This is a genomic window from Vibrio sp. 1727, assembly GCF_033344415.1.
Lineage (GTDB): Bacteria > Pseudomonadota > Gammaproteobacteria > Enterobacterales > Vibrionaceae > Vibrio > Vibrio alginolyticus.
Window position 1 is genome coordinate 1 of the sequence record NZ_JAWPOT010000002.1, and the last position, 14,509, is coordinate 14,509.

General features: G+C 41.5%; 13 protein-coding genes and 1 pseudogene. 12 read left to right on the forward strand and 2 right to left on the reverse strand.

The window, feature by feature from the left end; genetic code table 11:
• Positions 1 to 83 precede the first annotated feature (83 nt).
• The 10 genes and pseudogenes from R8O10_RS02430 to R8O10_RS02475 all read left to right on the forward strand — a co-directional run bounded on the left by R8O10_RS02430 (position 84) and on the right by R8O10_RS02475 (position 10,478).
• Positions 84 to 683, forward strand: coding sequence for a hypothetical protein (locus tag R8O10_RS02430; RefSeq protein WP_017633753.1), 600 nt, complete (start codon positions 84 to 86; stop codon positions 681 to 683).
• A gap of 9 nt (positions 684 to 692) precedes the next feature.
• Positions 693 to 2,186 carry a type VI secretion system-associated FHA domain protein gene (locus R8O10_RS02435; RefSeq protein ID WP_064369333.1) on the forward strand — a complete coding sequence of 498 codons (1,494 nt, stop codon included), beginning with the start codon at positions 693 to 695 and terminating at the stop codon, positions 2,184 to 2,186.
• Positions 2,179 to 2,679 (forward strand): type VI secretion system lipoprotein TssJ, encoded by a 501-nt coding sequence (tssJ, locus tag R8O10_RS02440; RefSeq protein ID WP_269334009.1) that lies wholly within the window; start codon positions 2,179 to 2,181, stop codon positions 2,677 to 2,679. The genes R8O10_RS02435 and tssJ overlap by 8 nt, the downstream gene beginning before the upstream one ends.
• Positions 2,680 to 2,690: 11 nt before the next feature.
• Positions 2,691 to 4,016: a type VI secretion system baseplate subunit TssK gene (gene tssK / locus R8O10_RS02445; protein ID WP_005373357.1), complete on the forward strand. Its 1,326-nt coding sequence runs from the start codon at positions 2,691 to 2,693 to the stop codon at positions 4,014 to 4,016.
• Positions 4,013 to 4,804: a type IVB secretion system protein IcmH/DotU gene (gene icmH, locus R8O10_RS02450; RefSeq protein WP_005373354.1), complete on the forward strand. Its 792-nt coding sequence runs from the start codon at positions 4,013 to 4,015 to the stop codon at positions 4,802 to 4,804. Before tssK ends, icmH begins: the two co-directional genes overlap by 4 nt.
• Positions 4,805 to 4,951: 147 nt before the next feature.
• Positions 4,952 to 5,519: pseudogene (locus R8O10_RS27910) on the forward strand (DUF4150 domain-containing protein); the annotation flags it as partial.
• A 902-nt stretch (positions 5,520 to 6,421) separates the two neighbouring features.
• Positions 6,422 to 8,578 carry a hypothetical protein gene (locus R8O10_RS02460; protein WP_318191067.1) on the forward strand — a complete coding sequence of 719 codons (2,157 nt, stop codon included), beginning with the start codon at positions 6,422 to 6,424 and terminating at the stop codon, positions 8,576 to 8,578.
• Positions 8,571 to 9,329 (forward strand): hypothetical protein, encoded by a 759-nt coding sequence (locus tag R8O10_RS02465; protein ID WP_005373345.1) that lies wholly within the window; start codon positions 8,571 to 8,573, stop codon positions 9,327 to 9,329. The genes R8O10_RS02460 and R8O10_RS02465 overlap by 8 nt, the downstream gene beginning before the upstream one ends.
• A gap of 31 nt (positions 9,330 to 9,360) precedes the next feature.
• Positions 9,361 to 9,864: a hypothetical protein gene (locus tag R8O10_RS02470; RefSeq protein ID WP_318191068.1), complete on the forward strand. Its 504-nt coding sequence runs from the start codon at positions 9,361 to 9,363 to the stop codon at positions 9,862 to 9,864.
• Between the two features lie 203 nt (positions 9,865 to 10,067).
• Positions 10,068 to 10,478, forward strand: coding sequence for a hypothetical protein (locus R8O10_RS02475; RefSeq protein WP_005373341.1), 411 nt, complete (start codon positions 10,068 to 10,070; stop codon positions 10,476 to 10,478).
• 114 nt (positions 10,479 to 10,592) lie between these two features.
• Here R8O10_RS02475 and R8O10_RS02480 read toward each other — a convergent pair whose 3' ends face one another.
• The gene (locus tag R8O10_RS02480; protein WP_005373339.1) at positions 10,593 to 11,729 is read right to left on the reverse strand and encodes a multidrug effflux MFS transporter; all 1,137 of its coding nucleotides are present in this window, start codon (positions 11,727 to 11,729) and stop codon (positions 10,593 to 10,595) included.
• 99 nt (positions 11,730 to 11,828) lie between these two features.
• Here R8O10_RS02480 and R8O10_RS02485 point away from each other — a divergent pair, with 99 nt between their 5' ends.
• Positions 11,829 to 12,602: an AraC family transcriptional regulator gene (locus R8O10_RS02485; RefSeq protein ID WP_064354682.1), complete on the forward strand. Its 774-nt coding sequence runs from the start codon at positions 11,829 to 11,831 to the stop codon at positions 12,600 to 12,602.
• 90 nt (positions 12,603 to 12,692) lie between these two features.
• Here the strand turns inward: R8O10_RS02485 and R8O10_RS02490 are convergent, their stop codons facing one another.
• Complete coding sequence (locus R8O10_RS02490) at positions 12,693 to 13,601, reverse strand: LysR family transcriptional regulator (protein WP_262629870.1); 909 nt, start codon at positions 13,599 to 13,601, stop codon at positions 12,693 to 12,695.
• 135 nt (positions 13,602 to 13,736) lie between these two features.
• Between R8O10_RS02490 and R8O10_RS02495 the strand changes: the two genes are divergently transcribed.
• Complete coding sequence (locus R8O10_RS02495; RefSeq protein ID WP_318191069.1) at positions 13,737 to 14,456, forward strand: SDR family oxidoreductase; 720 nt, start codon at positions 13,737 to 13,739, stop codon at positions 14,454 to 14,456.
• Positions 14,457 to 14,509 lie beyond the last annotated feature (53 nt).

A 14,509-nucleotide genomic window follows, 5' to 3' on the forward strand; every position in this document is an offset into this window, starting at 1 on the left:
CTGAAACTCGGTATGTTGTTTAAGAACTGATCAACATGGGGCTACCATGTCTTCTCACCGAATTAAGCAACAAAGCCGACGAAATGCTAAAACCAAGTCAAATTGGGCTGATTTCAGCCATGTGTCTATTTTCTTCTGTTGCAATGGCAAAAGGGGAGCGATATGGACTCTCTACCAGTATGTTGACTATCGATAGCATTAAATACGATGAAGGTAAAAGTGGTGAGCAGGATACGCTTAGGTTCGGCTTGGTTCATACTCGTCCTATTGATGAAAACAATAACCGTTGGCGTTGGTGGTTAGGGCTAAACTATCTAGCAGAAGATATTGAAGCGCCAGCAAACGGCTTATATCAAGAAGCGACGAACTATGAACTTCGTGTTGTTCCTCAATATGCGTTGACTTCTTGGAGTGTTTTCACGCCATACGTTGGTGCGGGCTTGTCTGTCGGTTACTCGCAATATTCTAATCGCTGGCAAGTAGACCAAGAGGGCTATCGTTATGAGAGTGTTGAAGACATCGACCAGTTTGAGTTAGGTGCGGTTGTGACCCTTGGTACTGCTATAAAGTTAGGCAGTAATCCTGACGCCCATATACAAATTATCCCGCAGGCCTCTTATATCCTTCCGGTTGTAAATGATGGAATTGGTGGGCTTGAACTATCAGTTTCTTTGCTCTTTTGAGGTTCGTAAATGTACTCAAATCAGCTAGTTTTATTTATCTCAAAGTGTCCAGAGGAATACACCGGTGCAAAGCATATTGAAATGCCTGAAAGTGGTGGTTCGATAGGTCGTTCCCCAAGCTGTAGCGTGTCTTTAGCCGATCACAACCGCTTTATCTCGGGCACTCATTGTTTGCTCAGCGTGTATGGAGATACCTACTATATAAGTGACGTATCAACTAACGGCACAATGGTAAATGGGAATAAAATACTAAAAAATCAACCCGTTGCGATAGTTGATGGCGACATCATTTCTTTAGGGCAATATGAGATTGGTGTTTCTCTTGAGCACGTTACCTCAACACTAGACATCGCCGCTGATATTGCTCCTGAGCGAGTATCTAGCGATCCTCTGGTTAGTCTAGGAGATGCGGTTGTCGAAGAGGAAGAAAAAGTCGGTGCCTTAGAAGATTTGTTTATGGAGACTAAACAGGATGACATTGATTGTCATGATCCTGTTGCTCACCTTAACTTTTCGATGCAGCGAGATGACGATTACTTAATTCGTGATAATGAGCGTACAGAATCTGAACAACCTAGAACCGTGGAAAGCACACGTCAGGTGGTCGATGACAGTTTCAGCATATATTCCGAATTCGATCAGCCAAGCCTAATCCCTGAAGACTGGATGGCTGCGGAAACCAAGAGTAACGCATCAGTCAATGATACATCAGCGCTAGAAAGCGGTAAGGCACATAGAGCCGATATTGCCTCAGCTGAGGTGATGCAACCAGGCACAGTAGCCCCAGATAGCACGATTCAAAGACAACATCGTACGCATAATGTTACTGAGATGGTCGTAGAGCAGGCTAATACAGGGTCAAAATGGGAAGAGATGACCCAATCTTTTACGCCTTCTCCTAACACTAATCAGCAACTTCAAATACCTACGGCAGAGCACGCGATAAACAGTACGACGAAAGCACAAGTCGATACTGATGCGGCCGTTTGCTCTCAAGATATAGCGCAAGCGTTTTTTGATGGTTTGGGTATTCGAAATCCAGAGCTGATGACAAACGAGGCGCAGTTATTCAAGCAAATGGGCACTTGCTTGCGTTTATGTATTGATAATCTACAGAAAGAGTTGCACGAAGTGGAATCGTTAAAAGATGAGCAGAGTGCGAGTGAGGCTAACTCGAACATCGCAGAGCTAATGCTCACTTTGAATAGTCAGCAATTACTGGCTCCAAATGAACTGGTTGAACAAATGCTCGATGAGCTGAACGATCACCAAGTTATGTTTAACAAAGCACTGAATGAGCTCATTTTAGAACAGTCAGAAACGAACGATCCCGTAGCATTTGCTAACAGGGTCACTAGCCAGTCTTTGTTCTCAACTAAGTCAAAGCTGTGGGCCGAATACCTAGATTTCTACACTAATAATCGTCGCCTGCTTAATGAAACATCCTTAAAAGGGCTGATTAAGAAAAACTATAACAAAGTGATTAAGGGAAACCATGCGTAGTATCGCCGTATTACTCGGATTTGCCATGTTGTCCGGTTGTTCCATGTGGGATCAATTTAAAGAGTCCACTGGTATCACACCAGAAACTTCGTCGATTGAATTGGTTATTGATGCATCACCTGTACTCAATGTGAGAAATGGGGGCCAGTCATCTCCAGTTATTCTTCGTCTTCACGAATTAAGTTCGCCAGTATTGTTCCGAAGCTTAGATTTCTTTGCCTTGTTTGAGAGCGATAAAGCGTCGTTGGGTGATGAGTACATCAAACGTTACGAATATCAAATACAGCCAGGTGGAAAAGTTCATGAAATGCTAACGCTAGACCCTGACACTCGTGCCGTCGGTTTTTCAGTGGCTTTTCGTGATATTGATGGTTCGTCATGGCGAAAAGTGGAAGTTATTGAAGAGAAGAGCGAGTACTACATCAAGCTCAAGTTAGAGGGCAGTGAGTTAATTTCTGATAACACTCGCGGCATTGAACAGGTTTACTTTTAAGGGATAGAAACATGTCTTTATACAATCCAGTTGTTTGGCAAGATGGAATGTTCATGAAGCCGCAGCATTTTCAACAACTCGATCGTTCGCAAAGTAAACTATCGAGCCTACTGAGTGCCAATGCATCGCCTTTGCATTGGGGAATTAAACGTTTAGAAATCAACTCTCAGTTACTAGCACTGGGTAAAATCGGTATTACTCGTGCTGAAGGTATTTTACAAGACCGGACACCATTTGAGCTTCCGTTGCTTGCTGAGCTGCCTGAAGTGAAAGATGTAGATCCTTCGATTGCCGATAAAGTCGTTTATTTGTGCTGTCCGTTACCATCGGAACGTTCTGAGTTATTTGGTACCAAAAAAGACGGTGCGCGCTATACGATGGAATCTCAAGAAGCGGTTGACGCTTGTTATGATTCGGAAGACATGGCAAATATCGTCGTCGGTAAGCTTAACTTTTGCTTAATGTACGATCATGAAGATAAGAGTGCTTACACGTCTATTCCGATCTTAAAGATCTCAGAAGTGAAGCCTGATGGCAGCGTGATCTTAGATGATAGTTTCATTCCTACCTGCATCGATATTCATGCGTCGACAGTACTGAGTAAATTTGCGACCGAGTTTGCTTCTATGTTGAAGCATCGCGCGGAATCGATAGTTCAGCGATTAGGGGTGGTGGATCAACAAGGCGTATCATCGGTTTCTGACTTTATGCTATTGCAAGCGCTCAACCGATACGAACCCTTGTTTTGGCATTTCGCAAGCACAGAAGCTGTGCATCCTGAGTCTTTGTATCGAATTCTTCTTCAGGCAGAGGGTGAGCTTTCGACGCTGTGCTCAACGACACGCCGACCTATTGAGTTTACGAAGTACAATCATGGTGATCTTACTAGCTGTCTTTCTCGCGTCCTAGACAGTGCGAAAATGACATTGAGCGTGATGTCTGAGCAAAGAGCAATTCCACTGACCTTAAAAGATCAGAACTATGGCATCAGAACGGCAGCAATCCCTGACAATAAGATCATTGATACGACAACCTTTATCCTCGCAGTTAAAGCCGACGTGACCTTGGATGTTCTGCATACCCAGTTTGTCAGCCAAACGAAGATCGGTTCTATCGATAACATACGTGACTTGATTAACCTTCAACTGCCTGGGATTGAGATCAAACCAATGCCAGTTGTGCCACGCGCGCTGCCGTATCACGCTGGCTACACCTATTTCGAGCTCGATAAAACGGGCGAAGAGTGGATGGCATTGAAGAACACTGCTGCGATTGCGATTCACGTTGCGGGCGATTTCGCTAACTTATCATTGCAACTTTGGGCCGTTCGTCTATGAGTTACGCAGAAACCGACGTCACCGTAGTCTTATTCCAACCAGAGCCTGGCAAACCAATGGAGGTAATGCCAGCGCCTGACTTGTCGAGAAACATCGCAGTACAAGATCTATCTATCGACAACATGGGTATTAACCCGCTAGTGGACCAGTTCTCATGGTTGATCGCCAGTCTGTCTTGTATGTCTTCGATCCCTTGGCTTGATGACCCGATGCCATTTCGTGAACAAGTGGCACGTGAGATTCGAAAAGGTGAACGAAAACTTAATGAAATGGAGCTCGATCGTGCTTCGGTTCTTGTTATTCGTTACTGCTTGTGTGCGGCGATTGATGAATCTGTTTGTCGACAAGAGTGGGGGGCAAATAGTCACTGGAGCCAGAACAGCTTACTGTCTGAATTCCACAACGAAACATCTGGTGGTGACAAGTTTTTCGTTATTCTCGACCGCTTAAAAGCCGACCCTCGCAAATACCGTCACGTTATAGAGTTTCTCTATTTATTGCTTCAACTTGGTTTCCAAGGCAAGTACGGCCGTGAAGAGCGTGGCAACGAAAAGTTAGCGGAAATTGGCAGCACCATTTATCGATTAGTGCGAGATGACCGCCTAGCAGAACAAGAAAAAGTTTCTTTAATCAACCTTAAAGCTAAATATCTAAAGAAGCCGTTAAAAAGGGTAATTTCACCCAAGCTGATCTTAAGTCTTAGTGCGATGACGTTTGCGCTTATGTATGCGGCAACCTACATCGTCATAGACTTAAAATTTCAGCAACTGCTTGAAATGTATAGATAACCAGAGATCTAAAATGAGATCTTCTGCCAGTTTTAGGGCTTGTTGTGAATATCACTGGTCTTTTAGTGAAATTCACTAGTCATTTAGAGAGGTTGCAGTTTGCGATCTCTTTTATCATTCAATCAATAAAATTCAAATGGATTGGTTATGGGCGTAACAGTTGGTGCGAATGGACTTTCGATAGTTCATAAAGGCTCAGGTGGTGAAGCGAATGCAACGCTCCCAGATGTTTGTTTAACTAAGGTCGGCAAGCCAGTCGTCCCTATCCCTTATGGCAACAATGCTAAATCAGCAGACCTTGCTGGTGGGACTACGACAGTCTCTATGGATGGCGGTAACAGTGTCGCTATCAAGGGCAGTACGTTCTCAAAAAGTACCGGCGATGCGGGCGGTGACAGAAAAGGCGTTTCCTCTGGCACGATAGAAGCTGAAGCAAAATTCATTTCAGCCTCACCAACGGTTAAATTTGAAGGTAAGGGCGTATGTCGCCTGTCCGATCAAATGACCATGAACAAAGCCAACACTGTGTGTCTTGGCGGCGCACAAAACCCATCGGTTTCTGTGAGTGAAGAGCAGGAAGGGACGTATACGCTGGATATAGAATGCAAATATCCAAATGGGCTCCCTTACTCTAATGCACAATTTTCTTTAGTCGAACCTTCAGGTGCTGTCATTGGGAGTGGAGTGCTGGATTCTAGCGGAAAAGCATCTGTTAATGGTCTCGCTCTAAAAGAATGCAGGTTAGTGCTCAGCGAAACTCAAGACTCTTACACCCCGAACCAATCTTTAGCTGAAAATATTGTTACGGAAACTTACCCTGATCCGAATGATTTTTGTACGTTTGTAGCAGGTCGCCGCTCGCCATTTTGGGAAGATCGTGTTGGGGTTGCTAATGACTGGGGCATATTGATGTCCCCATCCTTCAGTGATGATGACTTTAAAGATATTGTGTTAGAGCAAAGCCGTATATCGTCTCCTTATGCGATTAGTCAAAATCACTCTAAAGATTTTTCTGATGCTTATGTTTCGGCACTTTATCACATCCAAACTGATACTACTGCGCTAGAGAAATATGAACCTTTAGTTGAACTGCTCTTGGAGCAAGTGCACGAAAATGGCGATATATTGAGAGTCTTATATCAAGCTGATGTGTTTGAGCCTCCCTATGAATTATTAGCGAAGCTTCGCTTTTTAGGGACTGGGAATACTGTGAAGTATTTGCAGTTTGTTTTATGGACGTTGATAAACAATCAAATCTGTTCATACATCGATGAGCTAAACAGTGAAATCATCGGTCGTTTAGATTTCATACAAAGCCAAGCTTCTGCAAGATCGTTGAGTTCTGTTGAAGAGGGTATAAACGGTTATAAAAAAGCACTTAACCACTTCAAACAAGCACTTCCTGACGTCATTAGCCAAATTTTCGAAACCAAAAATGACACCCTAATTTCTATATCGGCAATGGCCCTTGGGAGTACCGTTAACATAGCGAGCCAATCTAGCTTTGCTACTAATTTAGGTAGGGTTAATGCGGTGGTGTACACGAAGTCAAACAACTTGAACCGCCCATCATTTGTCACTTTTGACGATAACTTTTCTGACTAGGACATTTAAATCATGGATGCAGTTTTTCCGATAGCGCAACGAGAAGGTGACGCTTACTACACGCTCAGTGATTTTACGAAATTGTTTGATCAAGCTAAGAGCGGTCGTTATTTAATAGGACAAGGGTACGGTTGGCATAGTGGCATTCACTTAACATCAAAAATGTTACCGTGGGGGAAAGGGCTCAGACCTATTCAAGCGATGCTTGATGGAAAAATAGTGGCATTTCGCATAAATCCTGATTACCTAACATCAACGTACCAAGAGCAAGAGTTTAAGTATAGTAATAACTTTGTGCTTATCGAGCATGAGGCTGTAAACCCCGAAGATAATGAAGATGTATTTAAGTTCTATACACTTTATATGCACCTTGCGCCACCTTCAGATATTGGCGCCAATTCATCTATAACCACGCGTTACCGTTTACAAGAAGCGAGAAATGTACGCACTTTCAAACATAGTGATGTGCCTACTAATTCTGGTGAAAAAAAACAGTCGATGTCTAAAGGAACATTACTTGAATACCTGTATGCAGAAGAGAAGGAGACCCATCCATACCAGATCGACCAAAATACCTACAAAATGATAAAGTGCCGTGTGGTAGAGAATGGTAAATCGGCAAGTGGTAGCGAAAAAGCACTGTTAAACAAGATTGTTTGGTTTGCTTCGGGTCTCAATAGTGACTTTGACATTTTAGAAGATTCCTCTGCTGTCCTATCAGAACCAGTTTCAGAACCTAAATGGATGTCGGACAAGGCGGCAATGATTAGGGACGGTAGTGTGGTTTCTTTACTCCCACTCCTATTTAGAGAGGGGATAAAGGTTTCAGCTGGGGAAGATATCGGTTACATGGGACTGCATGAGTACAGTAACGATGCAATTGGAACTAAGAAAGAAGATAATCGTGTGCATATCGAGATGCTCTCTTTTGAGGAGCCGCCCGAATTTTTCAAAAAACAGATTTCTCCCAAAAATGCGGAAGAAAATCCACTTGTTGTTCTCGATGGGGCCGATAGTAGCGGTGCCGTTGATATGAGTAATTCGTTTATTCAGCAATTACTTGAATCTGTGACAGAAGATCAAGTAACGGACTTCTCCTCGTTCACTGCTCGCGATGCCAAAGTATACTTAGACGGTAAGCGTAAACACTTTGAGCGATTTATTGTGAAACATCCTACAGATTGGCATACAGAGTCGTCACAAAGTCTTTATGAATCAATCCATCAGACCGCAAAGGAAGCTCTAGATATTAAGTGCTCCGCTGGTTTTGTGACTATAGAGGACTACCGTAACTCCCCATGGCGCGATCAAGTGATGGATAGCTTTGATCTTTTCTCGCAATTCGAACTGGAAAGAGCAGATAAGTTTTCATGGATGCAAGATTTACATGGTGATTTGCAACTAAGCGATGATAAGAGCCTTTGGCATTATTGGCCTTTTGTAGGAAATCACACCCAAAGTAAATGTTTCTGTAATCGTGATATTTCCAAGAGTTTTTTACTTGAAGTCTTAGGTGGAAAAGAAACTATTTTTGAGAACTCTCATTATGACAGTATGAGAAATGTTTCTTTAGATGAGTTATTAAATAGCTTGAATGACATGTTTAGGACGTATGAAATCGATGATTGTTTGAATAAAATCCACTTTCTGTCTCAAGCATTTCAAGAAAGTGATTTTTTCAAAACGACGGAAGAGTACTATTATAACGGGAAATATCCAGAGAAATGGAATAAGTACAGAGGTGGTGCATTCTATCATGGACGTGGTTTATTACAGATAACACATATAGAAAACTATGCTAAATACTTTGGTGTGAATACTAAAGATCTTACAAAAGAAATGATAGAAAGCGTTGCTAAAGATTTACACACGGCAGTAGATTCTTCAGGGTGGTTTTGGGTAAAAGGTAGTGCTTGGGGAGATATTCGTCCATTCGCTACCAAGAATGATCTATTTCGTGTAACGATCTCAGTAAATGGTGGTTACAATCATTTGTTAGAGAGAAAAAATAACTTATTAAAACTTTCAAAGTTGATTAATTGTAATTCAATATCCGATAGCTATGACTTTAGTAAGTTTTATCTTAAGGATAGTTCAATGATCAATAAAAATTACTATAAAAGAAGTAAGAGTGTACATCACAAGCTGGAGTTAATGATAAATGAATAAAATGATTACATTTAGTTTAATCTTTTTATCAACATATTCTTTTGCGGAAAGCAGTATTACGCAAGAGCAAAAATTCACAGAGGCTGAGGGGCCTTTTTGTCAATATTCTCTAAAAGCAAATGGAACTTCATATGATTTTAGCTTTTTTGACTCATGTGGCACAAGCGATTTAATTAAATTGAATGAAGAGCTTTATTTGGTTGACTTGACTAATGGTAATATAAATAGCGAAGCATACTTTATTTTTGACACAGAAAAAAAAGAAGTTCCAAAAGAGATTGGTAGTTTGAACCTTAGTTATGACATTTACGATTATGGTTTTGATATTATCGATCATACATTATTGGACAGAGATAATGGTAAAATAATAAAAAACGCTAATAATAATTATACTGGCGTGTTGTCTTACATTTTCCAGAGAGATAATTTTAATATGAACATACCTAAAGATAGGATTTTGTATTGGAATAGAAATGGAGAAGAGAATTATTGTTCTTCTACAATAGTTTTTTCTGCTAATTATGACGAACATAGGCGAGATGTTTGCTGGAATAGTTTTTCATCAAGATATGAATATGTTGAGATTATTGAAGGTAGAGTAAGTTTAAGGATAAAGGGAGAGTTTGATGGAAGGCAGTTTAAGTTTGATAATAATGGTGAAGAACTGACGATTAATCCATATAATGGAAAGTATAGTACTAACAAAACCAACGAAAAATTCCCTGATGAAGACTATTTTAATATAAAGTGAATATATTGTTTTTATTTTTAATGTAGTTGAAATGCTTAAATTCAATGAAATTTATAAATCAATTGTGATGGTCGGGTTTTCATTTATTGTGTCGTTTTCAAATTTTGTAAGTGCAAGCTGCAACCAAAATTCTGTCATATTTACGTGTGATTTAGAAAATAAAGGTGGCAGTTTGAAAGCTTGCTTTAATCAAGCTGAGAATTCGATGTACTTCGTTGTTGACGAAAATGGGTTGAAAACAGTTTATGCCCCACGAAAGGGGAAGAGTTTAGATAACTATAAATGGATAGATATTTCTCTTGAAGAACCTGAATTCATTCCTTTGAAATTTGAAGTAAATGAAAACAAGAATGCGTACTTTTCATTGACTAGAGGTGGTGGACGGTTGAGTGTCGTTGCTAGCTTCGTTGACATGATTGAAGATGAAAATGCTGTTGAGTACTACTGTGAATTGGGAACTGAAACAGCTCTGGATCCCAACGTTAGATTAAAAATAAAACACGTAAAGCCTAATGAGTTTGAAGCTTGGGATTAAATAGCAATAGATTCCGGTGAGAGCCTAAATAAAATTCATTGTAATAAAAAGTTAGCTTTTCTAGAAAATCTACTCGAGACGTTTGGATAAGAAATGTTCAGATAAAAAGCGCCGAAAGGCGCTTTTTATTTTCTTTAAAATAAAGTATGGTCTCCCTCCTTTTAAAATGGTAAGTGTTGAATAATTCAACAGTGGTTAGGTAAATGAATAAAATAACTAAACTCGCTTTGGCTTTGTCCGTATTGACATCTGTTGTTGGGTGTCAACTGGTCTCAAATACGCCGATGCAATCGACAGCAACGAAGGAAATAATTGAAAAAGCAAAGACAGAGTTTGATGGACAACGTTTTTATAAGTTGAATGAATATGATGAAGAAATCAACGTTTCAGATGACGGGGTCATTACCTTCAAGTCTTACTTACCACGCAGCGGCGGCTATGAATGGGTACCAATTGTTATACGCGATACTAGTTTTCGTGTTTCTTGCGATTATTTCAGTGAATATGTTGAAGCTGGAATGGTTGTTCAGGTTCAGTTTGTAGGTAAACGCGGGCGCATTGAAAATTACGACAAGCAACGTTGTGAAGAGTTTGGCGAGCCAACATGGCAATAAGATCTATGGATAATTAAAGCGCCGACAGGCGCTTTTTATTTACGTTTTAGTTAACCGTTAGAAAAGATGTAGACCAATCTTCGGAAGATTAGGCAAGCAATGCGTAGTATCTGGTCACAAGTTGGTATGAACTTGCCTTTTAGAAAACGCTAATAAAATCGCTAAACAGCTACATGCTAATAGAACGACACCTAAGTTTTGTGCTGTTCCAGCCATCGCTAATCCCGTCCCGATCATGATGTAGTACATGAGCCCAAATAAAGCGCCTGCGCTACCTACCTGTTGTTTATAATCAACGAGTGCGTCACTGAGTATATTGGGTATCGCAATCCCATAAGACATGACGACTAACACCATTGGAGCAACAAACCAGATTGATTGGCTCAGAATCAACACACCGACTGATCCCAAACTAAGCAATACTGCTGAGAGCCAAAGTAGTTGGCTTTTTCGAACATTTTTAGACACTAGGGATTTGTTTAAACAACTCCCAAGCAGAGTGCCTAACCCCAGTACCATGCCACTGTATCCAAATTGTTCGGAGTTATACCCAAGTACCGAGAAAGTAAATGCGCCAAGCTGGTAATAAGAAAATAGAGCAATGTTATACAAAGCAACCAGTAATCCTGAGCGCCAAATTCGCGCGTCTCTTACCATTTTCCAGCTAAGTTGATGCAACCGTACTGGTGTCTGTTCCTTCTGTGTTTCAGGAAGCTTAATAACGTTGTAAGCGAGCAATACTAACGCGATTAAAAACAAGGCAAAAAACACATAACGGTATCCACCAAGCGCTGTAAGCTGCCCGCCTAATAGCATGCCAACTACCGGGCTGATTGATATACCCATCCCCATTAAGCTAAAGACTTTACTCAGTTCTTGACCGTCAAACGCGTCACGAAGCATGGTCTGTGTGACAACGGATCCTACCGCGATACCAAATGCGCTTAGGGCTCGCGCGGTCATGACAACAGCAAAGCTTTCGGTTTGAGTTGCGAGTAAAGATGCGCAGCCATAGATAAAGAGCCCAATAAGCATGGTGGGCCTTCTTCCCAGTTTATCTGCGAGAACTCCCCAAACTACAACGCCAATGGCAAAAGCTAGGAAGTAAATCGACAATGTTTGGGCTGCTTGTGCGTGGTTTACATCAAATGAAAGAGCGATTGAGCTCAGCGCTGGGCTATAAATAGTTTCTACAATTTGCGGAAACATCAACATAACCAGCATGAGCCATAAAGAGGGCTTAGTATTCATATTGTTACCCATCGTTAATGAAGTTGGCGGGCAGTATAAATGAGGCTATGATTGATCTAATAACAACATAAAAACCAAATACATCAACATTCGGACAAAATGGCGCTTATTAACGAAAAAACACAATTTGATGCAGACAAAATTTCTAATTGTGTAGTGGGAATTGCTGCGGATATTGGCAAGCACGACTCAGGTATGCATATGCACAAGAAAGGGCAGTTATTGTACGCACCTCAAGGTTGTATGAGTTTTGCTCTGGAAGACTCGATTTGTATTTTGCCACCGACAAAGGCGGTTTGGATCCCACCTAATACGCCGCATCGCGCACTAATGACGAATGTGGTGGCGTACCGATCTTTGTATTTTGATTGTGAGGAGTTTGCCTGTCCGAGTAAGATCGCGATGATAGAAGTGAATAATTTACTCCAAGCTCTTATTGATAAAATGTCATTTTGGGAGTGGGATAAGCCTAGCAGCGAGATGGTAAATACGACGGCGCTTTTTTGGGAGGAGTTTTATGCTGCGAAACGTTATTCGTTTCAGTTGCCTTTGCCATCACATCGGCGCTTAACAACGTTTCGTCGAGAGTTGGTTGAACCTTCATTTCTAGCTCCTTCGCTTACTACTCTTGCAAGCAAAGTTGGGGCAAGCACCAAGACGGTAACACGATTATTTAAGTCGGAAACGGGAATGAACTATCAAGATTGGCGGCAACAGTGGAGGCTTTTAAAAGCAGTTGAATTGTTATCAACGGGCATGCCAGTCAGCGCAGTTGCCGATTGGCTGGAGTTTTCGTCAGACAGTGCTTTTATTGCATTTTTCAAAAAGCAAACTGGACAAACACCTCTGACGTTTATGAAAACCAAGCCTTAAGCGTCAAAATGCTCACACTCTTTCTAGAACAAACCCCAGGTTCACAGGCTCAGCCTATAAAGCATACATAGACAGGTACCAACGTGCAGGTTACTTGTCTTTACTCTGCAGTTTGCGAAAGTATTGCGTAGTAAAATCAACAAAGGCTCGGATGCGTTTTGGTTGATGTCGGTCGTGATGATAAAGGAGTGAAAATTCCACACTCGGAATGCTCCAATTGATAAACACTTCTTTTAGCTTGCCTGTCTGGAGTTCTTGTTGACAATAAAGTGCTGGCACACGGATGATGCCATTTCCCGCCAAGGCTGCTTTTATCATTACTCTGCCACTCTTACATCGTAACTGTCCACGTATCTGGTGTTCCGTTGACTGCTTTGTATTCGTGTTCTCAAATGCCCACCGTGTCACACTACCTGTCAAACAAACGTGTTTTTCTAAGTCCTTTGGATGAGAAGGATAGCCATATGTTTCTAAATAGTTTGGGCTTGCGTATGTCCCCATTTCCACATCGATCAGTTTGCGAGCGATAAAGTTGGAGTCGTCTAACTTTCCCATTCGAAAAGCGATATCGAATTCATCCGCGATTAAATCGACACGATGGCTACTAAAATCTAAGTTAATGCTCACTTGTGGGTGTTGGATTAGAAATTGAGCAACGATATCTGCGACAACGTCTTCTCCTAAATAGCCCCCCACACAGTTGATACGAATGTCACCTCTTAAGTCTTCTACATCATCAACCACTGCCATAACAGCTTGATCAATATTGTGAAGGGCAGTTTCACACTGTTTATACAGAACCTTGCCTGCTTCGGTGAGGTTCAGTGTTCGAGTGGTCCTTTGTAGCAAAGTGACACCAATCTGTTGCTCCAGATTTGTTATTTGACGTGAAACGTGTGAGCGAGAAACGCCAAGTTGCTCTGCTGCTTTCGTGAAGTTTCCTAGTTGAGCGATTAGGACGAAAGAGCGAATATCCGCAAGGTTGATGTGTGTTTGCATGATGACTTCTTCATAATTCAAAAAAGTATTGTTGCAGTATAACAACAGTGTTTCAACTAGGTCGGTATATATCAACAAACAAAGTTTTCTTAAACTTACCGCCACTGATGTAAACCGTTCGATTAAGGATTCAAAATGAAAAAGTTAATTGTTATTACAGGCGCTAGTTCAGGCATTGGTGAAGCGATTGCACGTCACTTCAGTGAACAGGGCCATGCTCTTCTTTTGTTAGCAAGACGTGTAGAACGTTTGGAAGCATTAAACTTACCAAATACGCTTTGTGAAAAGGTAGATGTGACCGACAAAGCTTCTTTTGAGGCTGCAATTGAGAAAGCTGAAGCGTTGTATGGTCCGGTAGATGCACTTGTAAATAACGCAGGCGTTATGCTTCTCGGTCAGATAGATACTCAGGAAGCATCGGAGTGGAAGCGCATGTTTGATGTGAACGTAATTGGTTTGCTCAATGGCATGCAGTCCGTCCTAGCACCTATGAAAGCACGTAACAGTGGTACGATCATTAACATCAGCTCTATCGCGGGCAAGAAAACATTCCCTGATCATGCTGCTTATTGCGGTACCAAATTTGCGGTTCATGCTATTTCTGAAAACGTACGTGAAGAAGTTGCGTCATCGAATGTTCGCGTTACGACGATTGCACCTGGTGCAGTGGAAACGGAATTACTTTCACATACAACGTCTCAAGATATTAAAGATGGCTATGACGCTTGGAGGGTGGATATGGGCGGCGTGTTGGCAGCAGACGACATTGCACGAGCAGTGCTGTTTGCTTATCAGCAACCGCAAGGTGTATGTGTTCGTGAAATTGCTTTGGCACCGACAAAACAACAACCTTAACATTGAGTTACGGCGATTTTAGGTCACTAAAGCCGTAAAACTTTGCATATCGA

What these genes read in the sequence shown, in the direction of transcription:
- R8O10_RS02430 (WP_017633753.1), top strand. Translation starts at nt 84, where the DNA reads ATGCTAAAACCAAGTCAAATTGGGCTGATTTCAGCCATGTGTCTATTT.
- R8O10_RS02435 (WP_064369333.1), top strand. Translation starts at nt 693, where the DNA reads ATGTACTCAAATCAGCTAGTTTTATTTATCTCAAAGTGTCCAGAGGAA.
- tssJ (WP_269334009.1), top strand. Translation starts at nt 2,179, where the DNA reads ATGCGTAGTATCGCCGTATTACTCGGATTTGCCATGTTGTCCGGTTGT.
- tssK (WP_005373357.1), top strand. Translation starts at nt 2,691, where the DNA reads ATGTCTTTATACAATCCAGTTGTTTGGCAAGATGGAATGTTCATGAAG.
- icmH (WP_005373354.1), top strand. Translation starts at nt 4,013, where the DNA reads ATGAGTTACGCAGAAACCGACGTCACCGTAGTCTTATTCCAACCAGAG.
- R8O10_RS02460 (WP_318191067.1), top strand. Translation starts at nt 6,422, where the DNA reads ATGGATGCAGTTTTTCCGATAGCGCAACGAGAAGGTGACGCTTACTAC.
- R8O10_RS02465 (WP_005373345.1), top strand. Translation starts at nt 8,571, where the DNA reads ATGAATAAAATGATTACATTTAGTTTAATCTTTTTATCAACATATTCT.
- R8O10_RS02470 (WP_318191068.1), top strand. Translation starts at nt 9,361, where the DNA reads ATGCTTAAATTCAATGAAATTTATAAATCAATTGTGATGGTCGGGTTT.
- R8O10_RS02475 (WP_005373341.1), top strand. Translation starts at nt 10,068, where the DNA reads ATGAATAAAATAACTAAACTCGCTTTGGCTTTGTCCGTATTGACATCT.
- R8O10_RS02480 (WP_005373339.1), bottom strand. Translation starts at nt 11,729, where the DNA reads ATGAATACTAAGCCCTCTTTATGGCTCATGCTGGTTATGTTGATGTTT.
- R8O10_RS02485 (WP_064354682.1), top strand. Translation starts at nt 11,829, where the DNA reads ATGGCGCTTATTAACGAAAAAACACAATTTGATGCAGACAAAATTTCT.
- R8O10_RS02490 (WP_262629870.1), bottom strand. Translation starts at nt 13,601, where the DNA reads ATGCAAACACACATCAACCTTGCGGATATTCGCTCTTTCGTCCTAATC.
- R8O10_RS02495 (WP_318191069.1), top strand. Translation starts at nt 13,737, where the DNA reads ATGAAAAAGTTAATTGTTATTACAGGCGCTAGTTCAGGCATTGGTGAA.